Here is an 18,426-nt window from a genome sequence, read left to right as displayed (position 1 = left end):
TATGGTCACATTCAATAAAAAGAAATTCAAGCAATTATTTGAAAATAAAATGTACAGTATATATGCTCAATCAATAGAAGAAGCAAACAATGAGCAGCTGTTAACTATTTTGAGTAGCGTAATAAAAGATATTATATCTAAAAAATGGATAGAGACTAGATTAAGTTGTGAAAAAGAAGTTTACTACTTTAGTATAGAATTTTTAATGGGAAGACAATTAAAGTCTAATTTATTAAACTTAGATATCCAAAAGACTATTAAAGATGGGTTACAAGAAATGGGGATTAGCCTAGATGACCTAATCAATGCAGAGGGCGATCCAGCTTTAGGAAATGGTGGATTAGGAAGGCTTGCAGCATGTTTTTTAGACTCGATGGCATCTTTAAATATAAGTGGACATGGTTATGGCCTTAGGTATAAGTATGGTTTGTTTGAACAAAAATTTGTAAATGGTTATCAGGTAGAAGTACCTGATAATTGGCTTACTCAAGGATCTTATATATGGGAGACTGTTAGACCTAATAAAGCTATTGTTGTGAAATTCGAAGGAAAAGTTTATTTAGTAGAGGAAAATAACAAACTAAAAGCATATCATAAAAATTATATACCTGTTATGGCTATACCATATGATATACCGATAATTGGATATCAAAATGAATATATAAACACACTGAGGTTGTTTAAATCTGAAGTAATAAATAGAGATTTTGGACCATTAACATCAAATGCAAAAAATCATTTTGGCAGTTATGAAGAAGCATTAAAATATAAGTACTATACTGAAGAGATATCTCAATCATTATATCCAAATGATTCTAACTATGCAGGTAAGCTATTAAGGCTTAAGCAAGAATACTTTTTAGTTAGTGCAGGAATGCAAGATATAATCAGGAAGTATAAAAAAAGCAAATTAAATATATTGGATTTATCGAAAAATATAGCTATTCATATAAATGACACACATCCAACATTATGCATACCAGAACTTATGAGAATATTGATTGATGAAGAACAGTTATCTTGGGACGAAGCTTGGTGTATAACTAAAAACACTATATCTTATACTAATCACACAATAATGGCAGAGGCTATGGAAAAATGGCCTATAGATATGATGAAAAAATTACTACCTAGAATATATATGATAATAGAAGAAATAAACAGAAGATACGTTCAAAATTTAAATAATAAGTACAATGATCATGAGAAAATAAAAAGAATGAGTATAATAAATCATGAAAATATAAGTATGGCAAATTTATGCATAGTAGGTAGCCATAGTGTCAATGGAGTTGCAGCATTGCACACAGATCTGTTAAAAAAAGAAGTGTTAAATGAATTCTATGACGATGAACCTGAAAAATTTAATAATAAGACAAATGGGATTGCTCATAGAAGATGGGTTATGAATTGTAATGAAGATCTTAGTGATTTAATAACGGATTTAATAGGGGATAAATGGAAAAAAGATACATTACAACTAAAAGAATTAGAAAAATATAAGAATAATTCACAAGTATTATCTAAACTAAACAATATAAAATATAGTAATAAAAAGAGACTAGCTGATTTTATAAGCAAAGAATATAATATCGAAATTAATCCAAATTCTATTTATGATGTACAGATAAAAAGGTTACATGCATACAAAAGACAATTATTAAATGTTTTACACATACTTCATTTATATCATGAATTATTAGAAAATCCAAATTTTGATATGGAGCCTAGAACATTTATATTTGGAGCTAAGGCAGCCCCAGGGTATGATTTAGCAAAATGTATAATAAAGTTTATAAATTCAGTAGCTAACAAGATTAATAATGATGAAAAAATAGAAAATAAAATAAAGGTGGTATTTGTAGAAAACTATGGAGTATCTTTAGCTGAAATTATAATACCAGCAGCAGATGTTAGCGAACAAATTTCTACAACTACAAAAGAAGCATCAGGAACAAGCAATATGAAGTTCATGATGAATGGAGCAATTACGCTTGCAACATTAGATGGGGCTAATGTAGAAATATATGAGCAAGTTGGAGATGAAAATATAATTTTATTTGGCCTTAAAGCATCTCAAGTATTAAATTACAATAAATATGGAGGATATTCAGCACTAGATTTATACAACTCGAACCGATATATAAAGAGAGTTGTAGATGATTTAATAAATGGATTTATACCTAATATGGGAAATGAAGGTAGAAAAATATATGATTCTTTAATAACATATAATGATGAATACTTCGTATTAAGAGATTTTGAAAATTATATAGAAGCGCAATATAAAGTGAACGAACTATATAAACAAAAAGAAAAATGGAATAGTATATCTTTAGTAAATATAGCTAATTCAGGTATGTTTTCTTCGGATAGAACTATATCAGAATATGCAAAATACATTTGGTTTAAGGGTGTGAGATAAATGGAAAATATAGTGAATTATAATTCATGGGAAAATAAGGCGCCTTTTGGAGCCCTAAAAAAAAGACAAAGTATGAGAATATCTGTAGCTAGTGATGAAAATTATAATATACAAGATATTTCCTGGGTAATTTTAAAAGAAAATGTAGTATTAAGTAAAAAAAGTTTAGTAAGGGAAAGCAAAAAGTATTATCGAGGCGAATTTGATGGATTTGATGAAATTGGTGTTTATTTTTATTATTTTGAAGTAGATATAGAAATAAATGGGGAAATTCAAAAAAAATATTACGGAAAAAATATGGAAGATGGAAATGTGTGTGAATATACACATGAAAACATAAATAAATATCAAATTACAGTATATGATGATTATAAAGTACCTAAATGGTATAAAAATGGGATAATGTATCATATATTTGTAGACAGATTTAATAATGGAAATAGAAGTAAAAAACCTACTGATACAAAAGAAAATAGCTTTATATATGGGAATTGGAGTGATACTCCAATGTATATAAAAGATAGCGATGGAGATATAATCAGATGGGATTTTCATGGTGGTAATTTAAAAGGGATTATAGATAAATTAGGTTATTTGAAAAAATTAGGTATTAGTATTATATATCTAAGTCCTATATTTGAGGCTTCTAGTAATCATAAATATGATACAGGAGACTACAAAAAAATAGATTCAATGTTTGGTGATGAAGAAGTATTTAAAGAACTTATAGATAAAGCTCAAAAAAAAGGTATTAGTATAGTACTAGATGGCGTGTTTAGTCATACTGGAGCAGATAGTAAGTATTTTAATAAATATGGAAAATATGAAGAACTTGGTGCATATCAGTCACAAAGCTCTAAGTATAGTCCTTGGTACAATTTCAAACAGCATCCAAATGAATATGAGTGTTGGTGGGATATAAAAGCACTTCCAAATGTAGATGAACTAGAAGATAGTTATATTGACTATATAATTAGAGATAAAGATAGTGTAATTAAAAAATGGACTAGCATGGGAGTTAAAGGGTGGAGACTGGATGTAGCGGACGAACTTCCTACAGAATTCATAAAAACTCTTAAAAAGGAACTGAATGAATTAGATAGTGAGGCTATTTTAACAGGTGAAGTATGGGAAGATGCATCAAATAAAGTAAGTTATGGAGAAAGACGAAGTTATCTTTTAGGAGGACAATTAGACTCAGTAATGGGATATCCATTTAGACAAAATTTACTTTCTTTTTTGAAAAATGACATTACTTCTAAACAGCTTAATAATAAATTTATGGAAATAAAAGAAAATTATCCATGTGAAGCATTTAAATCAAATCTAAACTTATTGGGGACACATGATGTTGCTAGGATCAAAACAGAACTTAACGATGACTGTGAGATGCTTAAATTAGCAGTTGGAGTTCAGATGACCTTTGAAGGGGTTCCTTATATATATTATGGAGATGAAGCTGGAGTTTGTGGTGGTACAGATCCAGACAACAGAAGGACTTATCCTTGGAAAAACGAAGATGAAGATATGATTGAATTTTATAAAGAGTCTATAAATACAAGAAAAAAATATGAAATATTAATGCATGGAGAAACCAAATTTATAGATACGAAAAATGCAGATGTGTTTGCTTTTATTAGATACATAGAAGAAGAAAAAATGTTGATAGTTATAAACAGAAGTGAAATTAATCAAAAGGTAAGTTTAAATTTTGAAGAAAATATTTTAGAAGTAGTAGATATAAAAAATAGCTCTAAAAAATATTTAGAAAGCCTATTTAAAGAAGAAGGATTATTTAATATATATTTAAATAATAAGGACATCAAAATATTTAATATAAAAAATTTAATACAACTATAATATGAAAATAAAAAATAGATATTAATCATACTTTAAAAAATGATAATGTCTGTTTTTTATGTAAAGTAACTTTATAAATTAGTTGATGAATAAAGTTACTTTTGTATAAATGAATTACTATCTGTATATAATCTTACTAAAATAAAGTATTTACATAAAATAAATAAGCAAAGGAAGAGATAGATATGAATAATATAGTTTTAGTAGGAAAACTTGTCAGGGATCCACAAATAAAGTACATAGGAAGTGAAAATATAGCAGTAACAACTTTTACAATAGCAGTAGACAGACGTACAAAAAAAACACAAGATCAAAAAGCAGACATAATAGAAATTCAAACATGGGATAAACAAGCAGAAAATTGTGTTAAATATTTAACTAAAGGTAGATTGATTGCAGTAAATGGTCAACTAAGAATTGAAAAATATAAGAATTCTAATGGCGAAAATAAATATTATACAAGAGTTAAAGCTGATAATGTAAAATTTTTGAGCTCTACAGAACCTAAAAATAAATACTTTAATGGATCAAATGTATTTGAAGAAGCTGGAATAAATGTTGATAAGATTGAAGAAGAGTTACCATTTTAATTAGTTTTAAATAATAGCATTAAAATTAAATAATTATGACTTAGTAGGAGTATATATACAAAATTATTGTTCGTTAAATAATGATTTTGTATTTATACTCCTACTTTATTTATTAATGTATATATATATAAAACTTTAATATATGACATAAAAAACGAATATTTAAATAAAAAAAATAAAAAAATAAAATAATGGGTTTTGCAAATAATTGATTAATTAGAAAGGTATAAATTACAAAATTCTAATTTAATTAAGTTTTATACTGATAAAACTTTAAAAAATAATGTTGAAATAGTGGTAATATTATAATTTACTTTAATTTTTAATGTACAAAAAAAAATAATACTGTATAATAGATTGTATAAGTATATGGAATGTTCGAAAGGTGGAGAATTAAATTGAAAAAAAAACCAACATTGACAAGTAAAATTTTATTAGGCTTACTGTTAGGATTTATAGTAGGTTTAGTATTAAAGCAATTGCCAGGAGGATATATAAAAGATACATTGATCTTAGGTGGCATATTTAAAGTAGTAGGAAGTGGATTTACTTCAGCTATAAAAATGATGGTAGTACCATTAGTATTTGTTTCATTAATATGTGGATCAGCTTCTATGGGAGATGTTAAAAAGTTAGGAAGAATTGGTGGGAAAACAATGTTGTTTTACTTAAGCACAACAGCATTAGCAATAGTTCTATCACTTGTTTTAGGTAGTTTATTAAAGCCAGGTATGGGTCTTGATATGAGTAGCATGGTTTCGGGGGAAGTATCAATTGGAGAATCTAAATCAATAGTAGAAATAATTTTAAGTATTATACCAAGTAACCCAATTCAAGCTCTAGCAAATGGTGATATGTTACAGGTAATATTCTTTGCACTTCTTATAGGAATAGCTATAAATGTAGTCGGTGAAAAAGCTGAGCCTATAAAGATATTATTTGAAAGTGGTAATGAAATCTGTATGAAGATGGTAAATATAATAATGCTATTTGCTCCTTATGGTGTATTTGCACTAGTAGCAGATACTTTTGCAACTGTTGGAACTGATGCTATATTTGCATTATTAAAATATGTAGCAGTTGTTTTATTTGCATTATTAATACATGTAAGTATTGTGTATGGTGGATTGTTTAAATTATTTACAAAACAAAAAATCAAGCCATTTTTAAAGAAATTTACGCAAGTTGCAGCAGTTACATTTTCAACTGCATCAAGTAATGCGTCTGTGCCAGTAAGTTTAGAAATTATGGAAGAATTAGGAGTAGGAAAATCAACAAGATCATTTACAATACCAATGGGAGCTACTATAAATATGGATGGGACGGCTATAATGCAAGGTGTAGCAGCACTTTTTATAGCTCAGATATATGGAATAGATTTAGGTATGAGTGAAATGATGACAATAGTTCTTACTGCAACATTAGCATCAATTGGTACAGCAGGAGTACCTGGTGTAGGAATGATAATGTTATCAATGGTGCTTCAGTCAGTAGGTCTTCCACTTGAAGGAATCGGATTAATAATGGGTGTTGAAAGAATTATAGATATGTTTAGAACTACTGTAAACGTAATGGGAGATAATGTTTGTACACTTGTAGTAGCTAATAGTGAAAAAGATTTAGATTTAAATTTATACAATAAAAATACTGAAAGTAAAATAGCATAATAGCTTTTATTAAAATAACAAAAGACTTACTTATATTAAATTGAGTAAGTCTTTTTTATGCGTAGAAATAGTGATATTTGAAATGAATTTCTAATTTAAGATATTAAAAACGTTGAACAAGCATATAAATTATCAAAGGATTGAACCAAAAAATAGAGAGGGGGCTAATTATGAAAAAAAGCGGTAATTTAAAGGAAATTATGAAATTTGCTGGTACATACATATCCGTGTGTATAGGGTCAGGATTCGCAACAGGCCAAGAGATAATGCAGTTTTTTTCAGCTCATGGAATGATAAGTATTTTATCTAATATGATTTGTATGATAATACTAGCGTATTGTGGTGCAAATTTATTAGAAATAGGCAAAACTGCAAGATTAAAATCAAGTAGTGATATATTTACATATTTATGTGGAAATTGGGTTGGTGGTTTTTTTAAAGTATTCATGCCTGTTTTTTTCTTTTGTAGTTTTGTAGTCATGATATCTGGAGCCGGTGCTTCCATGAATCAATATTATGGTATGAATAAAAATATAGGATCTTTTATTTTAGCAATACTGGCATTGATATCGGTATTATTAGGTATGAATAAAGTAATAGATATATTAGGAAATATAGGACCTATGATTGTAATAATTTCAGTTGGCGTTGGTATAGTAACAATCGCAAGAAACTATGAAACATTTTGTTGTACTAATGAAATAATATCTACATTAAATGTAACAAAATCTGTAGATAATTGGTGGATGAGTAGCATTATATATAGTGGACTTAACTTAATAATAGCAACACCATTTTTGGTAGGTGTAGGATCCACCGCAAAAAATAAAAGGAACTGTATTTGGGGAGGAGTAATAGGTGGAATAGCATTTGCAATTGCAGCTATAGCTCTTAATCTAGGAATAATGTCAGACATACAAAATGTATATATAAAAGAAATACCAACATTATATATGGCAGATAAGATAGGCCCTATAGTCGGTATTATGTTTTCAATAATATTGATAGCTGGGATATATACAACTGCAGTACCTTTACTTTGGAGCGTATGTAGTAGTTTCGCACAAGAAAAGAGCAAAAAATTCATCATAATAGCTACTATATGTACAGTTTTAGGATTTATTGGAGGTAGATTACCATTTGCTATGTTAGTTAAATTTATTTATCCATTGTCTGGATTATTTGGTGTGATAATAATAGTAGCCATCTTTATAAGGCGTCTAAAAATAAATATGCATGGTATTAATATTAAAGTTAAGGGTTTATAATATGCATATACTATAAAATATATTAAAACTATGATAATATATTTACATCATAAACGCTAAGGAGAAAACATATGAAAAAAAAATTAGAAATAGACTATTCATTTGGATATATATTTGATAAAAGTAGGTTAATAGTAATGTATCCTGTAGGAACTAACGTAATAGATCAAGAAGAATATGAAATGGAAGTAGAAGTAGCATTTTTAGAAGATGGTATAGAAGTAGCATTTGAAGAAAGTGATATAAAAGAGGCTAATGAAGTAATAAAACCATTAGAAACATTTTTAATGAAACCAAACAAGATAATACCATTTATAACAAACATAAAATATGAAGATACTAAACAAGAACTACCTAAATTGGTTAAGGAATTTGATGAAGAATATGAAATAAAAGAAATGTACATAAACAAGGGATATGAAATAAAGGATATATACCATGTATTTGAAAATGTAGCAAAATATATACCACAAGAAAATATAGAGACATTAAATATATTAAAAATAGAAGTAGATAAATTTGATATGGATAGATTTGTTAAAACAACAAAAGAAAGTTTAGATGAAGCTATAGAATCTAAGTTAATACCTATGAATATGAATAAAAGTAGTTTAACTAATAGATTATTTATAAAGTGTGATGAAAAGAAAACAAATAGTAAATACATAGTTTTTGCAACTGATATAAGTACATACTCAAATGGGATTTTATGTGCAAATAAAGAATTAGTAAAAGACTTAAATGCTGATATGGGAGATTTAGAGATATCAACTACTATGGAGGTTGGTTATGTGGTTGAAGAAGTTGATGGATATTTAACTTTCAAAATTGCAAATTATAATAGCCAAACTGAAAACAACCACCAAGTAGCTCAAATACTTGATTATAGTGGAATATTTAAACCAATGATGATTAATTTTGTACATCAGTTTATAAAATAAAAGATTAGTTATTAAGACAAGAAAAAAGGACAGAAAATCTGTCCTTTTTTTATCTATTTTCATGTACAAGTAACAAATAAGCTCCCCCAGCAAGTAATGCATTGTCATTATTAATTTTAGCGATTAACTCACCGTCTTTCATAATAAAACCGTTTTCATCAACTCTACCTATAGGGCAAGCGTTTAAGTGATGAGAGTGAATAAAGCCACTTTCATCAACCCTACCTACAGGATTTTTATCAAGGTTGTAAACAATGTTATTTTCATCAACTTCTCCAATAGGACAATTATGATACAGGTGGTTGTGAACCACATTATCAGAGTCTAATCTTGCAACCCCTCTGTTATTATAAGGAAATTTAACCATTTCAATCATATCTAACACCCACCTTTTTTAAATGAATTGTTTATTAATTTGATAATTCTGAATTATTTATTAATTCTACAGAAAATAGAGTATTCCTCTAAAAAAACTTAAAAATACATAATACATAAAAAATATACTGATATTTCAAAGAGTATATATTAAATTATTATTAAAAAATAAATGAAAGTATGACATATAAGCTTAAATCGGAATATAAATTATTCTTAAGCATAAATATTTAACACATAGAGATAGCGTATTAAAAGCGTATTTTAAGCAAATATAGAGGAGAAAATAACATGGATAAAGAAAATATTTTTAGATATTGTAAAGATATTGAAAGTTGGATAATTGATGTGAGAAGAGAATTTCATAAAATACCAGAATTATCACTACAAGAGTATGAAACAAAAGAAAAAATAATTGAGTATTTAAAAGAAATTAAAATAGATTATAAAGACTTTAAAAATCACAATGGAGTAATGGCATATATAATAAATTCTAACAATAAAACAACAATAGGTATAAGGGCGGATATAGATGCGTTGCCAATTAGCGAAGAATTAAATCATGATTACAGATCAGTCAATGATGGTAAAATGCATGCTTGTGGACATGATGCACATATAGCTATGTTATTAGGTGCGTGCAAAGTATTAAATTCAATGAAGGAAAAACTAAATGTAAATGTTAAATTTTTGTTTCAACCAGCAGAAGAAACATTAGGTGGAGCTAAATTTTTAATAAAGGATAAATGTCTTGAAAATCCAAATGTAGACTATATGTTTGGTCTTCATGTGATGCCCCACATAGAAGTCGGATATATAGAGACTAAATATGGAACTTTAAATGCTAGTACAGATACTTTAAATATAGTAGTTAAAGGGAAACAATCTCATGGCGCATATCCTGAAAATGGAATAGATGCAATAGTAGCATCATCTCATATTATAACAGCGCTTCAAAGTATAATAAGCAGGAATTTATCGCCACTGGATAGCGCAGTTTTAACTATTGGAAAAATACAAGGTGGGGATGCTCAAAATATTATATGTGAAGAAATAAAAATGAATGGAACGCTAAGAACTTTAGATAGAGATACAAGAGAATTTATGATCAATAGAATAAAGGATATTGTTGAAAATATATCTCATGCATTTGGATGTATAGGAAATTTATTGATAGACAATGATGGATATCCAGCAGTTATAAATAATAAAGAAATGGTAGATATTATAATAAAAAATGCAAGTGAATTGTTAGGAAAGGATAAATTTATAATGAGAGAAAAACCATCTTTAGGTGGTGAAGATTTTTCATTTTATACACAGAACAATAAAGGCGTATTTTTTCATGTAGGATGCAAAAATAAAAATAGTGATAAAGTACACTCTCTTCATACAGCTCAGTTTGATATAGATGAAAACTGTTTGATAATTGGAACTATGATGCATATTATGAACGTAGGATATTTTAATTAACTTTAAAATAAAAAAATCAAATATTATTATAACGTTGACAAAAATGTATAAAGATGTCATAATCGTTTAAAGAAATTATTTTAAATAAAAAAAATGGCTTTAATTTAGTACAGAGAGACTAAAAAGATATTTGAATGGTTAAATTAATACAACAATAACTATCCTTTTATCATGCTGATAAAAGGATTTTTTTTGCAATTATACTTGGAGGTTATGACATGGAATTAAAAAAAATAGCAGCATTAGCACTAGCATCAGTGCTATCAGCATCATTATTAACAGGATGTGCAAATGATAAAAAGAGCGAAGTAAAAGATGATCAATTAACTATTGGTATGATAACAGATGTAGCGGGAGTAAATGATCAATCATTTAACCAATCTGCATGGGAAGGTCTTAAAAAAGCAGAAAAAGAACTAGGTGTAAAGGTTAAGTACTTAGAATCAAAACAAGATTCGGATTATGCAGCTAATATAGAAACATTATCAGATGAAGGTGTAGATTTAATACTAGGAGTTGGAATGAAATTAGCCCCAGCAATAGAAGAGGGATCAAAATTATATCCAGAACAAAAATTTGCTTTAGTTGATGAAACATATCCAAAAGTTCCTGAAAATGTAAAGGCAATACAATTTAATTCTCAAGAGTCAGCATATTTATCTGGATTAGTAGCTGGTAAAATGACTAAAACTAATAATATAGGATTTATAGGTGGTATGCAATTACCAGTTATAGAGGCATACCAATATGGATATATGGCAGGAGCAAAAGCTGTTAATCCTAACGTAGAAGTACAAGTTCAGTATGCAAACTCATTTACAGACCAAGCAAAAGGAAAAGCTATAGCGAATCAAATGTATTCAAAAGGTGCAGATGTAATATTCACTGCTGGAGGAGATGTTGGAACAGGTGCTATAGAAGCAGCTAAAGAACAAGGTAAATTTGCAATTGGAGTAGATAGAGACCAAAGTTCTTTAGCTTTAGATAACGTATTAACTTCAGCTATAAAAAGAGTTGATGTAGGCGTATTTGACACAGTTAAAGAATTAGTAGATGGTAAATTCCAAGGTGGAACAACAGCTATTTACGGTCTAAAAGAAGGTGCAGTAGGAATACCAGATACTACTAAAAACTTAGTTTCTAAAGACATAATAGACTATGTAAATACACAAGCAGATAAGTTTGAAAAAGGTGAGCTAAAAGCACCTAAAAATGAAAAAGAATACAAGGAAATGGTAAAATAATACTAATATACTAAAGTTATAAATAATACCCCCCCCTTATATATAGGAGAATAAAAACCTAATGTATAAGGGGGATTTTGTATAATAAATTAAATTTTATCCTAAAAATAGAATTAATATATATATTTATACCAAAACTATAAGTAATATGTATTTACATAAAAAATATATAATTTATTAATATATATACTTAATATAAAGGAGTAACATAAATATGGATAAAGATAGTGTAAAAATAATTCCGCTTGGGGGACTTGGAGAAATCGGGAAAAATATAACTGCAATTGAATATAAAGATGAAATAATAGTAATAGATGGAGGAATAGCATTCCCAGATGATGATATGTATGGGGTTGATTTAGTAATACCTGATATAAAATACTTGGTTGAAAGAAAAGACAAAGTAAAAGGAATGTTTTTAACTCATGGGCATGAAGATCATATAGGAGCAATTCCTTACATATTAAAACAGATAAATATACCTGTATACGGAACAAAACTTACCTTAGGATTAGTAAAAAATAAATTAAAAGAACATGGTTTAGAAAACTCATCTATATTAAAAACAGTCAGAACCCAACAAAGTATTAAGTTAGAAAATATGAAAATTGAATTTATAGGAGTAACGCATAGTATAGCAGATTCTTGTGCTTTAGCTATTCATACTCCAATAGGGGTAATACTTCATACTGGAGATTTTAAAATTGATTATACTCCAATAGATGGAAGAATGATGGATTTAAATAGGATAGCTGCTTTAGGAAAAAAGGGTGTATTACTTTTAATGGCTGACAGTACTAATGTAGAAAGAACAGGTCATTCGATTTCGGAAAAAACTATAGGTGAGACATTAAAAAAAATATTTTCACCTTCAAAGGGAAGAATTATTGTAGCTACTTTTGCATCTAATATTCATAGAATGCAACAAATAGCAGATGCATCTATAGCTCAAAATAGAAAAATAGTATTTAGCGGAAGAAGTATGGAAAATATATCAAACGTAGCTATAGAGCTTGGATATCTTCATATACCACAAGAATCTGTGATAGAAATAGATGATATAAATAAATATCCTAGTGAAGAGATAACAATAATAACTACAGGCAGTCAGGGAGAACCTATGGCTGGACTTTCAAGAATAGCATATGGTACACATAGAAAAATATCTATACAACCAAATGATTTATTCATAATTTCGGCATCGCCAATACCTGGAAATGATAAATCAGTATCAAGGGTTATAAATCAATTATTTAGAAAAGGTGCAGATGTAATATATGAAGACTTAGAAGAAATTCATGTATCAGGTCATGCATATCAAGAAGAGTTAAAATTAATCCATAGTTTAGTTAAACCTAAATATTTTATGCCAGTACATGGTGAATATAGACATCTAAAACACCATAGAGATTTAGCTATAAAATTAGGTATGAAGCCATCTAATGTGTTCACACTAGAAACAGGTAAAGTGTTAGAAATATCTAAAGATAGTGCAAATGCAAATAAAACAGTTCATACAGGTATATTATTTGTAGATGGTCTTGGTGTTGGGGATGTAGGAAATATAGTTTTAAGAGATAGAAGAGAGTTAGCAAAAGATGGAATGGTTAATATAGTAGTAGCAATAAATAGAGAAACGTATACTATAGCATCAGGTCCAGATGTAATAACAAGAGGGTTTATATATGCTAGAGAATCTGAGGATTTAATTAATAAGATAAAAGAAATATCTAAAGAAGAAATTGAAAAATGTTTAGAAAAAGAAATTTTAGAGTGGAATGTTATAAAAACTAATATAAAAAAATCAGTAGAGCATTTTTTATATCATAAAACAAAGAGAAACCCAAGTGTATTCCCTATCATAATGGAAGTATAGTAAATTAAAGCTAGATTATAATTTTTAATCTAGCTTATTGTTATGTGAAAAATAATAAAAATTTTTAATCTGATTTTTAACATACAAATAGCATTAAAATATTGAAAGTTAGAGGATTTATATATGATATAATAAATTTAATCAATATCAAAAGAATAGAGGAAATTAAGTGAGCAAATACATAGAATTTAAGAATGTTAAAAAAGTATATAAAATGGGAGAAGTTGAAATTAGCGCATTAAGTGGAGTAGATTTTTGTGTAGATAAAGGTGAATTTGTAGTAGTAGCAGGAGCGAGTGGAGCTGGAAAAAGTACAATATTAAATATTTTAGGAGGTATGGATAGTCCCACTAGTGGAAACGTGGTAGTAGACAATAATAATATAAATAATTATACAAATAAAGAACTAATAACATATAGAAGATTTGATATTGGATTTGTATTCCAATTTTATAATTTAGTACAAAACCTTACTGCTAGAGAAAATGTTGAACTAGCAACTCAGATATGTAAAGATCCATTAGACATAGATGAAATAATGGAAGCTGTTGGGTTAGCAAATAGGAAAGATAATTTTCCAGCACAACTATCAGGTGGAGAACAACAAAGAGTTGCAATAGCAAGGGCACTGGCTAAAAATCCGAAACTTTTATTATGTGATGAACCAACTGGAGCACTAGATTATAATACAGGAAAATCAATTCTTAAGTTATTACAAGATACATGTAAAAAAATAGGGATGACAGTAATTATAATTACGCATAACCTAGCATTAGCTCCAATGGGTGACAAGGTAATAAAAGTTAAAAATGGAAAAATAGAAAGCATTGCTATAAATGAAAATCCAATGCCAGTAGAAGGGATTGAGTGGTAGCAATGAAAAGTATCTTAAATAAAGATATCATAAGAGATATAAAAAAATCTAAGGGCAGATTTTTATCTATAATGTGTATTATAGCGTTAGGAGTAGCATTTTACTCAGGTATAAAAATATCACCTATGGTGATGAAAGATACATCGGATTCATACTATGATGAATATAACCTAATGGATATAAGATTGCTATCAACATTAGGGCTTACAGATAAAGATGTAGATGAAGTTAAAAAAATAGAAAACATAGAAGGTGTGTTTCCAACACACTCAATGGATGTTATTACAAAATATAAATCGCAAGAACAAGTGAGTAAAATACACGCACTACCATTAGATGACATAAAGGAAAATAATGAAAATTACATAAATAAAGTTAAAGTAGTGCAAGGTAGATTACCACAAAAATCAGGAGAATGTGTAATTGAAAAAAGTAAAGTAGATAAACTTGATATACCATTAGGTTCAAAGATAAATTTAAGCTCAGGAAATGATGAAAAGCTTAGTGATACTTTGAAAAATGCACAGTATACTGTAGTTGGAAAAATTGAAACTCCATATTATCTTTCTTATGAAAAGGGAAGTAGCTCAATTGGAGATGGAACTATAAGTAGTGTAATAATGATTCCACAAGATGATTTTAAAATGGATTCATACAGTGAAATGTTTTTAACTTTAGATAATACAAAAAAAGAGAACTCATATACAAAAAAATATTTTAACAAGGTAGACAAAGTAACAAAAGAAATAGAAAAAATATCGGACTCTAGAATAAAAGATAGGTATGATGAAGTTATAAAAAAAGCTAATGAAGAATTAAATAAAGGTAAAAATCAGTATGAAGATAAAAAAAATAAAGTTAATAATGAATTAAATAAAGCACAAAATAACATAAATAAATTTACAAATGAAATAAAAAATGGGGAACTTAAATTAAGAGATAATGAAAATAAAGTAAAAGATGAAATAGAAAAAGGAAAAATAAAAATAGCTAATGGAGAAAAACAAGTACAAGAGGGATATAAGCAATATCAAAGCGGAAAAGATGATTTTGAAGAAAATAAAAAAATATCAACAACTGCAATTAGTGATGCTAAAACTAAATTAGATAGTTTAACCAATCAAATAAATGATTTAAATAAAAAAATCATATATATAGAAGATAAATTAAAAGAAGAAAATTTAAGTGCAGAAGAAAAAGAACAACTAAATAAAGAATTGAACCAAAATAAAATATTAATCGATTCTATGAATTTGGCATATGAACAAGGAAATTCACAATTATCAAGTAAAATTAGTGAGTTACAAAAAATAGAATTAAAGCTTAATAATACAAAAAATACTTTAGATAAAAATAAAGAAAAATTAGCTACACAAAAAAGTAATTTAAACTCAATGGAAATTAAATCGAAAAATGAGTTTAAAAAAGCAAAAAATAATATAAAGACACAAAAACAAAAAATAGAAAAAGCTAAAATTGAATTAAAAGATGCAAAAACAAAAGCAAAGGATGAATTATCTAAAGCAGAAAAAAAGATAAAAGATAGTGAAGATAAAATAAGTAAGATAGAAAAGCCTAAGTGGTATATATTAGATAGAAATAGTCACTATTCATATGTACAATATGAAGGAAATGCAAACAGTATAGATGCACTTTCAAAAATATTCCCTGTATTTTTCTTTTCAGTAGCAGCTTTAGTTTGCTTAACTACTATGACTAGGATGGTAGATGAACAGAGAATAAACATAGGTACATTGAAAGCTTTAGGATATACGACTTCAAAAATAGCTAAAAAGTATATAACATATGCATTAAGTGCAAGTTTACTAGGTAGTATTATAGGTTTAGCTATAGGATTTACTGTGTTCCCAATTGTTGTATTTAAATCTTATGGAATAATGTATACATTGCCTAAAATTCAGTTATTATTTGATATTCCTTTAGCATTAGGGGTAACATTTACAGCTATTTCAATAACTACTATAGCAGCATATTCAGCGTGCTATAAAGAATTAAAAGAAACACCATCAGTGTTAATGAGACCAAAAGCTCCTAAAAATGGAAAGAGAATATTATTAGAAAGAATGCCATTTATATGGAACAAAGTAGGCTTTATAGGAAAGGTAACTATAAGAAATATATTTAGGTATAAAAAGAGATTTTTAATGACTGTACTTGGAATATCAGGATGCACAGCTTTAATATTATCAGGTCTTGGTATTCAAGATTCTATACAAATGATAGTAGATGGTCAGTATAAAAGTATATTTAAGTACAATATGACGGTTACAATTGATAATAATGCAAGTCCTAGTGAATTAGGTAAAATAGAAAAGTATGTGGATGATGAAAAATTAATAGATAATTATTTACTTATGAATAATGAAAATGGAAAAATAGTAAAAAATAATAAAGAAGAAGAACTTACAATAGCAGTACCAAAAGATAGCGATAAAATGAAAAAAGTTATAGGATTAAGAGATAGAAAGACTCAAAATAATATAGACTTAACTAAGACAGGAATAGTACTTAGTGAAAAGGTATCAAGAGATTTAGACGTTAAAATAGGAGATAATATAGAAGTAGTAAATTCAAAAGATAAAAAAGCAAAAGTAAAGGTTGAGGCAATAACGGAAAACTATGTAGGTCACTATGCCTATATGTCTAAAGAATGCTACAAAGAATTATTTAAAAGAGATAGTAGATACAATAGGATAATAGGAACTTTAAAAGATGAGTCTGTAAAAGCTGAAGATAATATATCAAAAAATCTTACTAATATAGAAAAAGTAAGTGGTGTTGGATTTAGTACAGGGGTAAAAGAAAACTTTGAAAAGACCATAAAAAGTTTAAATTATGTAGTATTAATAATGACGTTATCAGCAGGTGCTTTAGCATTTGTAGTTTTATATAATTTAACAAATGTAAATATATCAGAGAGAATAAGAGAAATAGCAACAATAAAAGTTCTAGGTTTTTATGATAATGAAGTATCTGCCTACATTTATAGAGAGAATATAATACTTACAGTAGTAGGGACAATAGTAGGACTGGGAATAGGAAAATTACTTCATCAATTTATAATGGTTACAGTTGAAATAGATAATATGATGTTTGGAAGAATAATAGACGCCAGTAGCTACATAATAGCAGCAGTACTAACAATAATACTTGGACTTATAGTCAATTTTGCAATGTATTACAAATTAAAAAATATTCAGATGGTAGAATCGTTGAAGTCTGTAGATTAATAGAAAAATAGGTCTTAATAAATTAATGTCAAAAATAAATTAACTCTCATAGTATATGTTAAGAGTAGAAACTCTACAAATATTAAATACAACAGGGGGTTAACAATATGTTAGACAGATTATTTGGTGAAGGTGGATTTAGTGGAATATGGGTAGTAGTATTATTCTTCTTATTTTTAGCATTCCAAGAATGCTGGTCAGAAATTGATATATGTGCTTGGATACCATTTTTAATATTATTACTAATAGTTTGTGGTTCAGGAAGCATGTTTGATGGTGGATGCTGTTAATTAAAATCTATTAATTAAAAATTATAGAACACCCATCATAATCGTAAGAAATTATTATGATTATGATGGGTGTTCTTATTCATTGTTTGAAAATTTAATTTATATAAAACATTTAATAATATAAAAATAATGATATGAGCAAAATAAAATCATCTTTAAAAGGATAGTAAAATCATCTTGAAATATTTATATCTTAAATGTATAATATAAACTTAAAGTGGAAATTATGAAAAAAGTAGCGTTAGATTACTAAGTACTAATTTCCACTTTACATAAGTATTAATAAATATAA

General features: G+C 27.5%; 13 protein-coding genes. 12 read left to right on the top strand and 1 reads right to left on the bottom strand.

Features of this window, described 5'->3' with window-relative positions; translation table 11 throughout:
* Position 1: 1 nt before the first annotated feature.
* The 6 genes from QOZ84_RS15105 to QOZ84_RS15080 all read left to right on the top strand — a co-directional run bounded on the left by QOZ84_RS15105 (position 2) and on the right by QOZ84_RS15080 (position 8,751).
* Positions 2 to 2,425: a glycogen/starch/alpha-glucan phosphorylase gene (locus QOZ84_RS15105; RefSeq protein ID WP_284133760.1), complete on the top strand. Its 2,424-nt coding sequence runs from the start codon at positions 2 to 4 to the stop codon at positions 2,423 to 2,425.
* Entirely contained in the window at positions 2,426 to 4,285 is a 1,860-nt protein-coding gene (locus tag QOZ84_RS15100; protein WP_284133759.1) for a glycoside hydrolase family 13 protein, read from the top strand.
* Between the two features lie 185 nt (positions 4,286 to 4,470).
* Positions 4,471 to 4,875 (top strand): single-stranded DNA-binding protein, encoded by a 405-nt coding sequence (locus QOZ84_RS15095; protein WP_284133758.1) that lies wholly within the window; start codon positions 4,471 to 4,473, stop codon positions 4,873 to 4,875.
* A 398-nt stretch (positions 4,876 to 5,273) separates the two neighbouring features.
* Positions 5,274 to 6,542 (top strand): dicarboxylate/amino acid:cation symporter, encoded by a 1,269-nt coding sequence (locus tag QOZ84_RS15090; RefSeq protein WP_284133757.1) that lies wholly within the window; start codon positions 5,274 to 5,276, stop codon positions 6,540 to 6,542.
* A 170-nt stretch (positions 6,543 to 6,712) separates the two neighbouring features.
* Complete coding sequence (locus QOZ84_RS15085; protein ID WP_284133756.1) at positions 6,713 to 7,810, top strand: YkvI family membrane protein; 1,098 nt, start codon at positions 6,713 to 6,715, stop codon at positions 7,808 to 7,810.
* Between the two features lie 71 nt (positions 7,811 to 7,881).
* The gene (locus tag QOZ84_RS15080) at positions 7,882 to 8,751 is read left to right on the top strand and encodes a hypothetical protein (RefSeq protein WP_284133755.1); all 870 of its coding nucleotides are present in this window, start codon (positions 7,882 to 7,884) and stop codon (positions 8,749 to 8,751) included.
* Between the two features lie 49 nt (positions 8,752 to 8,800).
* Here the strand turns inward: QOZ84_RS15080 and QOZ84_RS15075 are convergent, their stop codons facing one another.
* On the bottom strand, positions 8,801 to 9,127 hold the full coding sequence (locus QOZ84_RS15075) for a hypothetical protein (protein WP_284133754.1): 327 nt from the start codon (positions 9,125 to 9,127) through the stop codon (positions 8,801 to 8,803).
* A 290-nt stretch (positions 9,128 to 9,417) separates the two neighbouring features.
* On the opposite strand from QOZ84_RS15075, the gene QOZ84_RS15070 reads away from it, so the two are divergent.
* From QOZ84_RS15070 to QOZ84_RS15045, 6 genes are all read left to right on the top strand, one after another.
* On the top strand, positions 9,418 to 10,599 hold the full coding sequence (locus QOZ84_RS15070; protein WP_284133753.1) for a M20 metallopeptidase family protein: 1,182 nt from the start codon (positions 9,418 to 9,420) through the stop codon (positions 10,597 to 10,599).
* Between the two features lie 218 nt (positions 10,600 to 10,817).
* The gene (locus QOZ84_RS15065; protein ID WP_284133752.1) at positions 10,818 to 11,843 is read left to right on the top strand and encodes a BMP family lipoprotein; all 1,026 of its coding nucleotides are present in this window, start codon (positions 10,818 to 10,820) and stop codon (positions 11,841 to 11,843) included.
* Between the two features lie 214 nt (positions 11,844 to 12,057).
* On the top strand, positions 12,058 to 13,719 hold the full coding sequence (locus tag QOZ84_RS15060) for a ribonuclease J (protein ID WP_284133751.1): 1,662 nt from the start codon (positions 12,058 to 12,060) through the stop codon (positions 13,717 to 13,719).
* Between the two features lie 214 nt (positions 13,720 to 13,933).
* Positions 13,934 to 14,593, top strand: coding sequence for an ABC transporter ATP-binding protein (locus QOZ84_RS15055; protein WP_334305505.1), 660 nt, complete (start codon positions 13,934 to 13,936; stop codon positions 14,591 to 14,593).
* Between the two features lie 2 nt (positions 14,594 to 14,595).
* A complete protein-coding gene (locus QOZ84_RS15050; protein ID WP_284133776.1) occupies positions 14,596 to 17,844 on the top strand; it encodes an FtsX-like permease family protein in 3,249 nt (1,082 codons plus the stop codon).
* 107 nt (positions 17,845 to 17,951) lie between these two features.
* The gene (locus QOZ84_RS15045; protein ID WP_284133749.1) at positions 17,952 to 18,134 is read left to right on the top strand and encodes a hypothetical protein; all 183 of its coding nucleotides are present in this window, start codon (positions 17,952 to 17,954) and stop codon (positions 18,132 to 18,134) included.
* The last annotated feature ends 292 nt before the right edge of the window (positions 18,135 to 18,426 follow it).

It is taken from the genome of Romboutsia sedimentorum (assembly GCF_030131845.1).
GTDB lineage: Bacteria > Bacillota > Clostridia > Peptostreptococcales > Peptostreptococcaceae > Romboutsia_D > Romboutsia_D sedimentorum.
Note: the sequence above shows the minus strand (reverse complement) of the source record. Positions and strands in the feature narration are given on the sequence as shown.

What these genes read in the sequence shown, in the direction of transcription:
- QOZ84_RS15105 (WP_284133760.1), top strand. Translation starts at nt 2, where the DNA reads ATGGTCACATTCAATAAAAAGAAATTCAAGCAATTATTTGAAAATAAA.
- QOZ84_RS15100 (WP_284133759.1), top strand. Translation starts at nt 2,426, where the DNA reads ATGGAAAATATAGTGAATTATAATTCATGGGAAAATAAGGCGCCTTTT.
- QOZ84_RS15095 (WP_284133758.1), top strand. Translation starts at nt 4,471, where the DNA reads ATGAATAATATAGTTTTAGTAGGAAAACTTGTCAGGGATCCACAAATA.
- QOZ84_RS15085 (WP_284133756.1), top strand. Translation starts at nt 6,713, where the DNA reads ATGAAAAAAAGCGGTAATTTAAAGGAAATTATGAAATTTGCTGGTACA.
- QOZ84_RS15080 (WP_284133755.1), top strand. Translation starts at nt 7,882, where the DNA reads ATGAAAAAAAAATTAGAAATAGACTATTCATTTGGATATATATTTGAT.
- QOZ84_RS15075 (WP_284133754.1), bottom strand. Translation starts at nt 9,127, where the DNA reads ATGATTGAAATGGTTAAATTTCCTTATAATAACAGAGGGGTTGCAAGA.
- QOZ84_RS15070 (WP_284133753.1), top strand. Translation starts at nt 9,418, where the DNA reads ATGGATAAAGAAAATATTTTTAGATATTGTAAAGATATTGAAAGTTGG.
- QOZ84_RS15065 (WP_284133752.1), top strand. Translation starts at nt 10,818, where the DNA reads ATGGAATTAAAAAAAATAGCAGCATTAGCACTAGCATCAGTGCTATCA.
- QOZ84_RS15060 (WP_284133751.1), top strand. Translation starts at nt 12,058, where the DNA reads ATGGATAAAGATAGTGTAAAAATAATTCCGCTTGGGGGACTTGGAGAA.
- QOZ84_RS15055 (WP_334305505.1), top strand. Translation starts at nt 13,934, where the DNA reads ATGGGAGAAGTTGAAATTAGCGCATTAAGTGGAGTAGATTTTTGTGTA.
- QOZ84_RS15050 (WP_284133776.1), top strand. Translation starts at nt 14,596, where the DNA reads ATGAAAAGTATCTTAAATAAAGATATCATAAGAGATATAAAAAAATCT.
- QOZ84_RS15045 (WP_284133749.1), top strand. Translation starts at nt 17,952, where the DNA reads ATGTTAGACAGATTATTTGGTGAAGGTGGATTTAGTGGAATATGGGTA.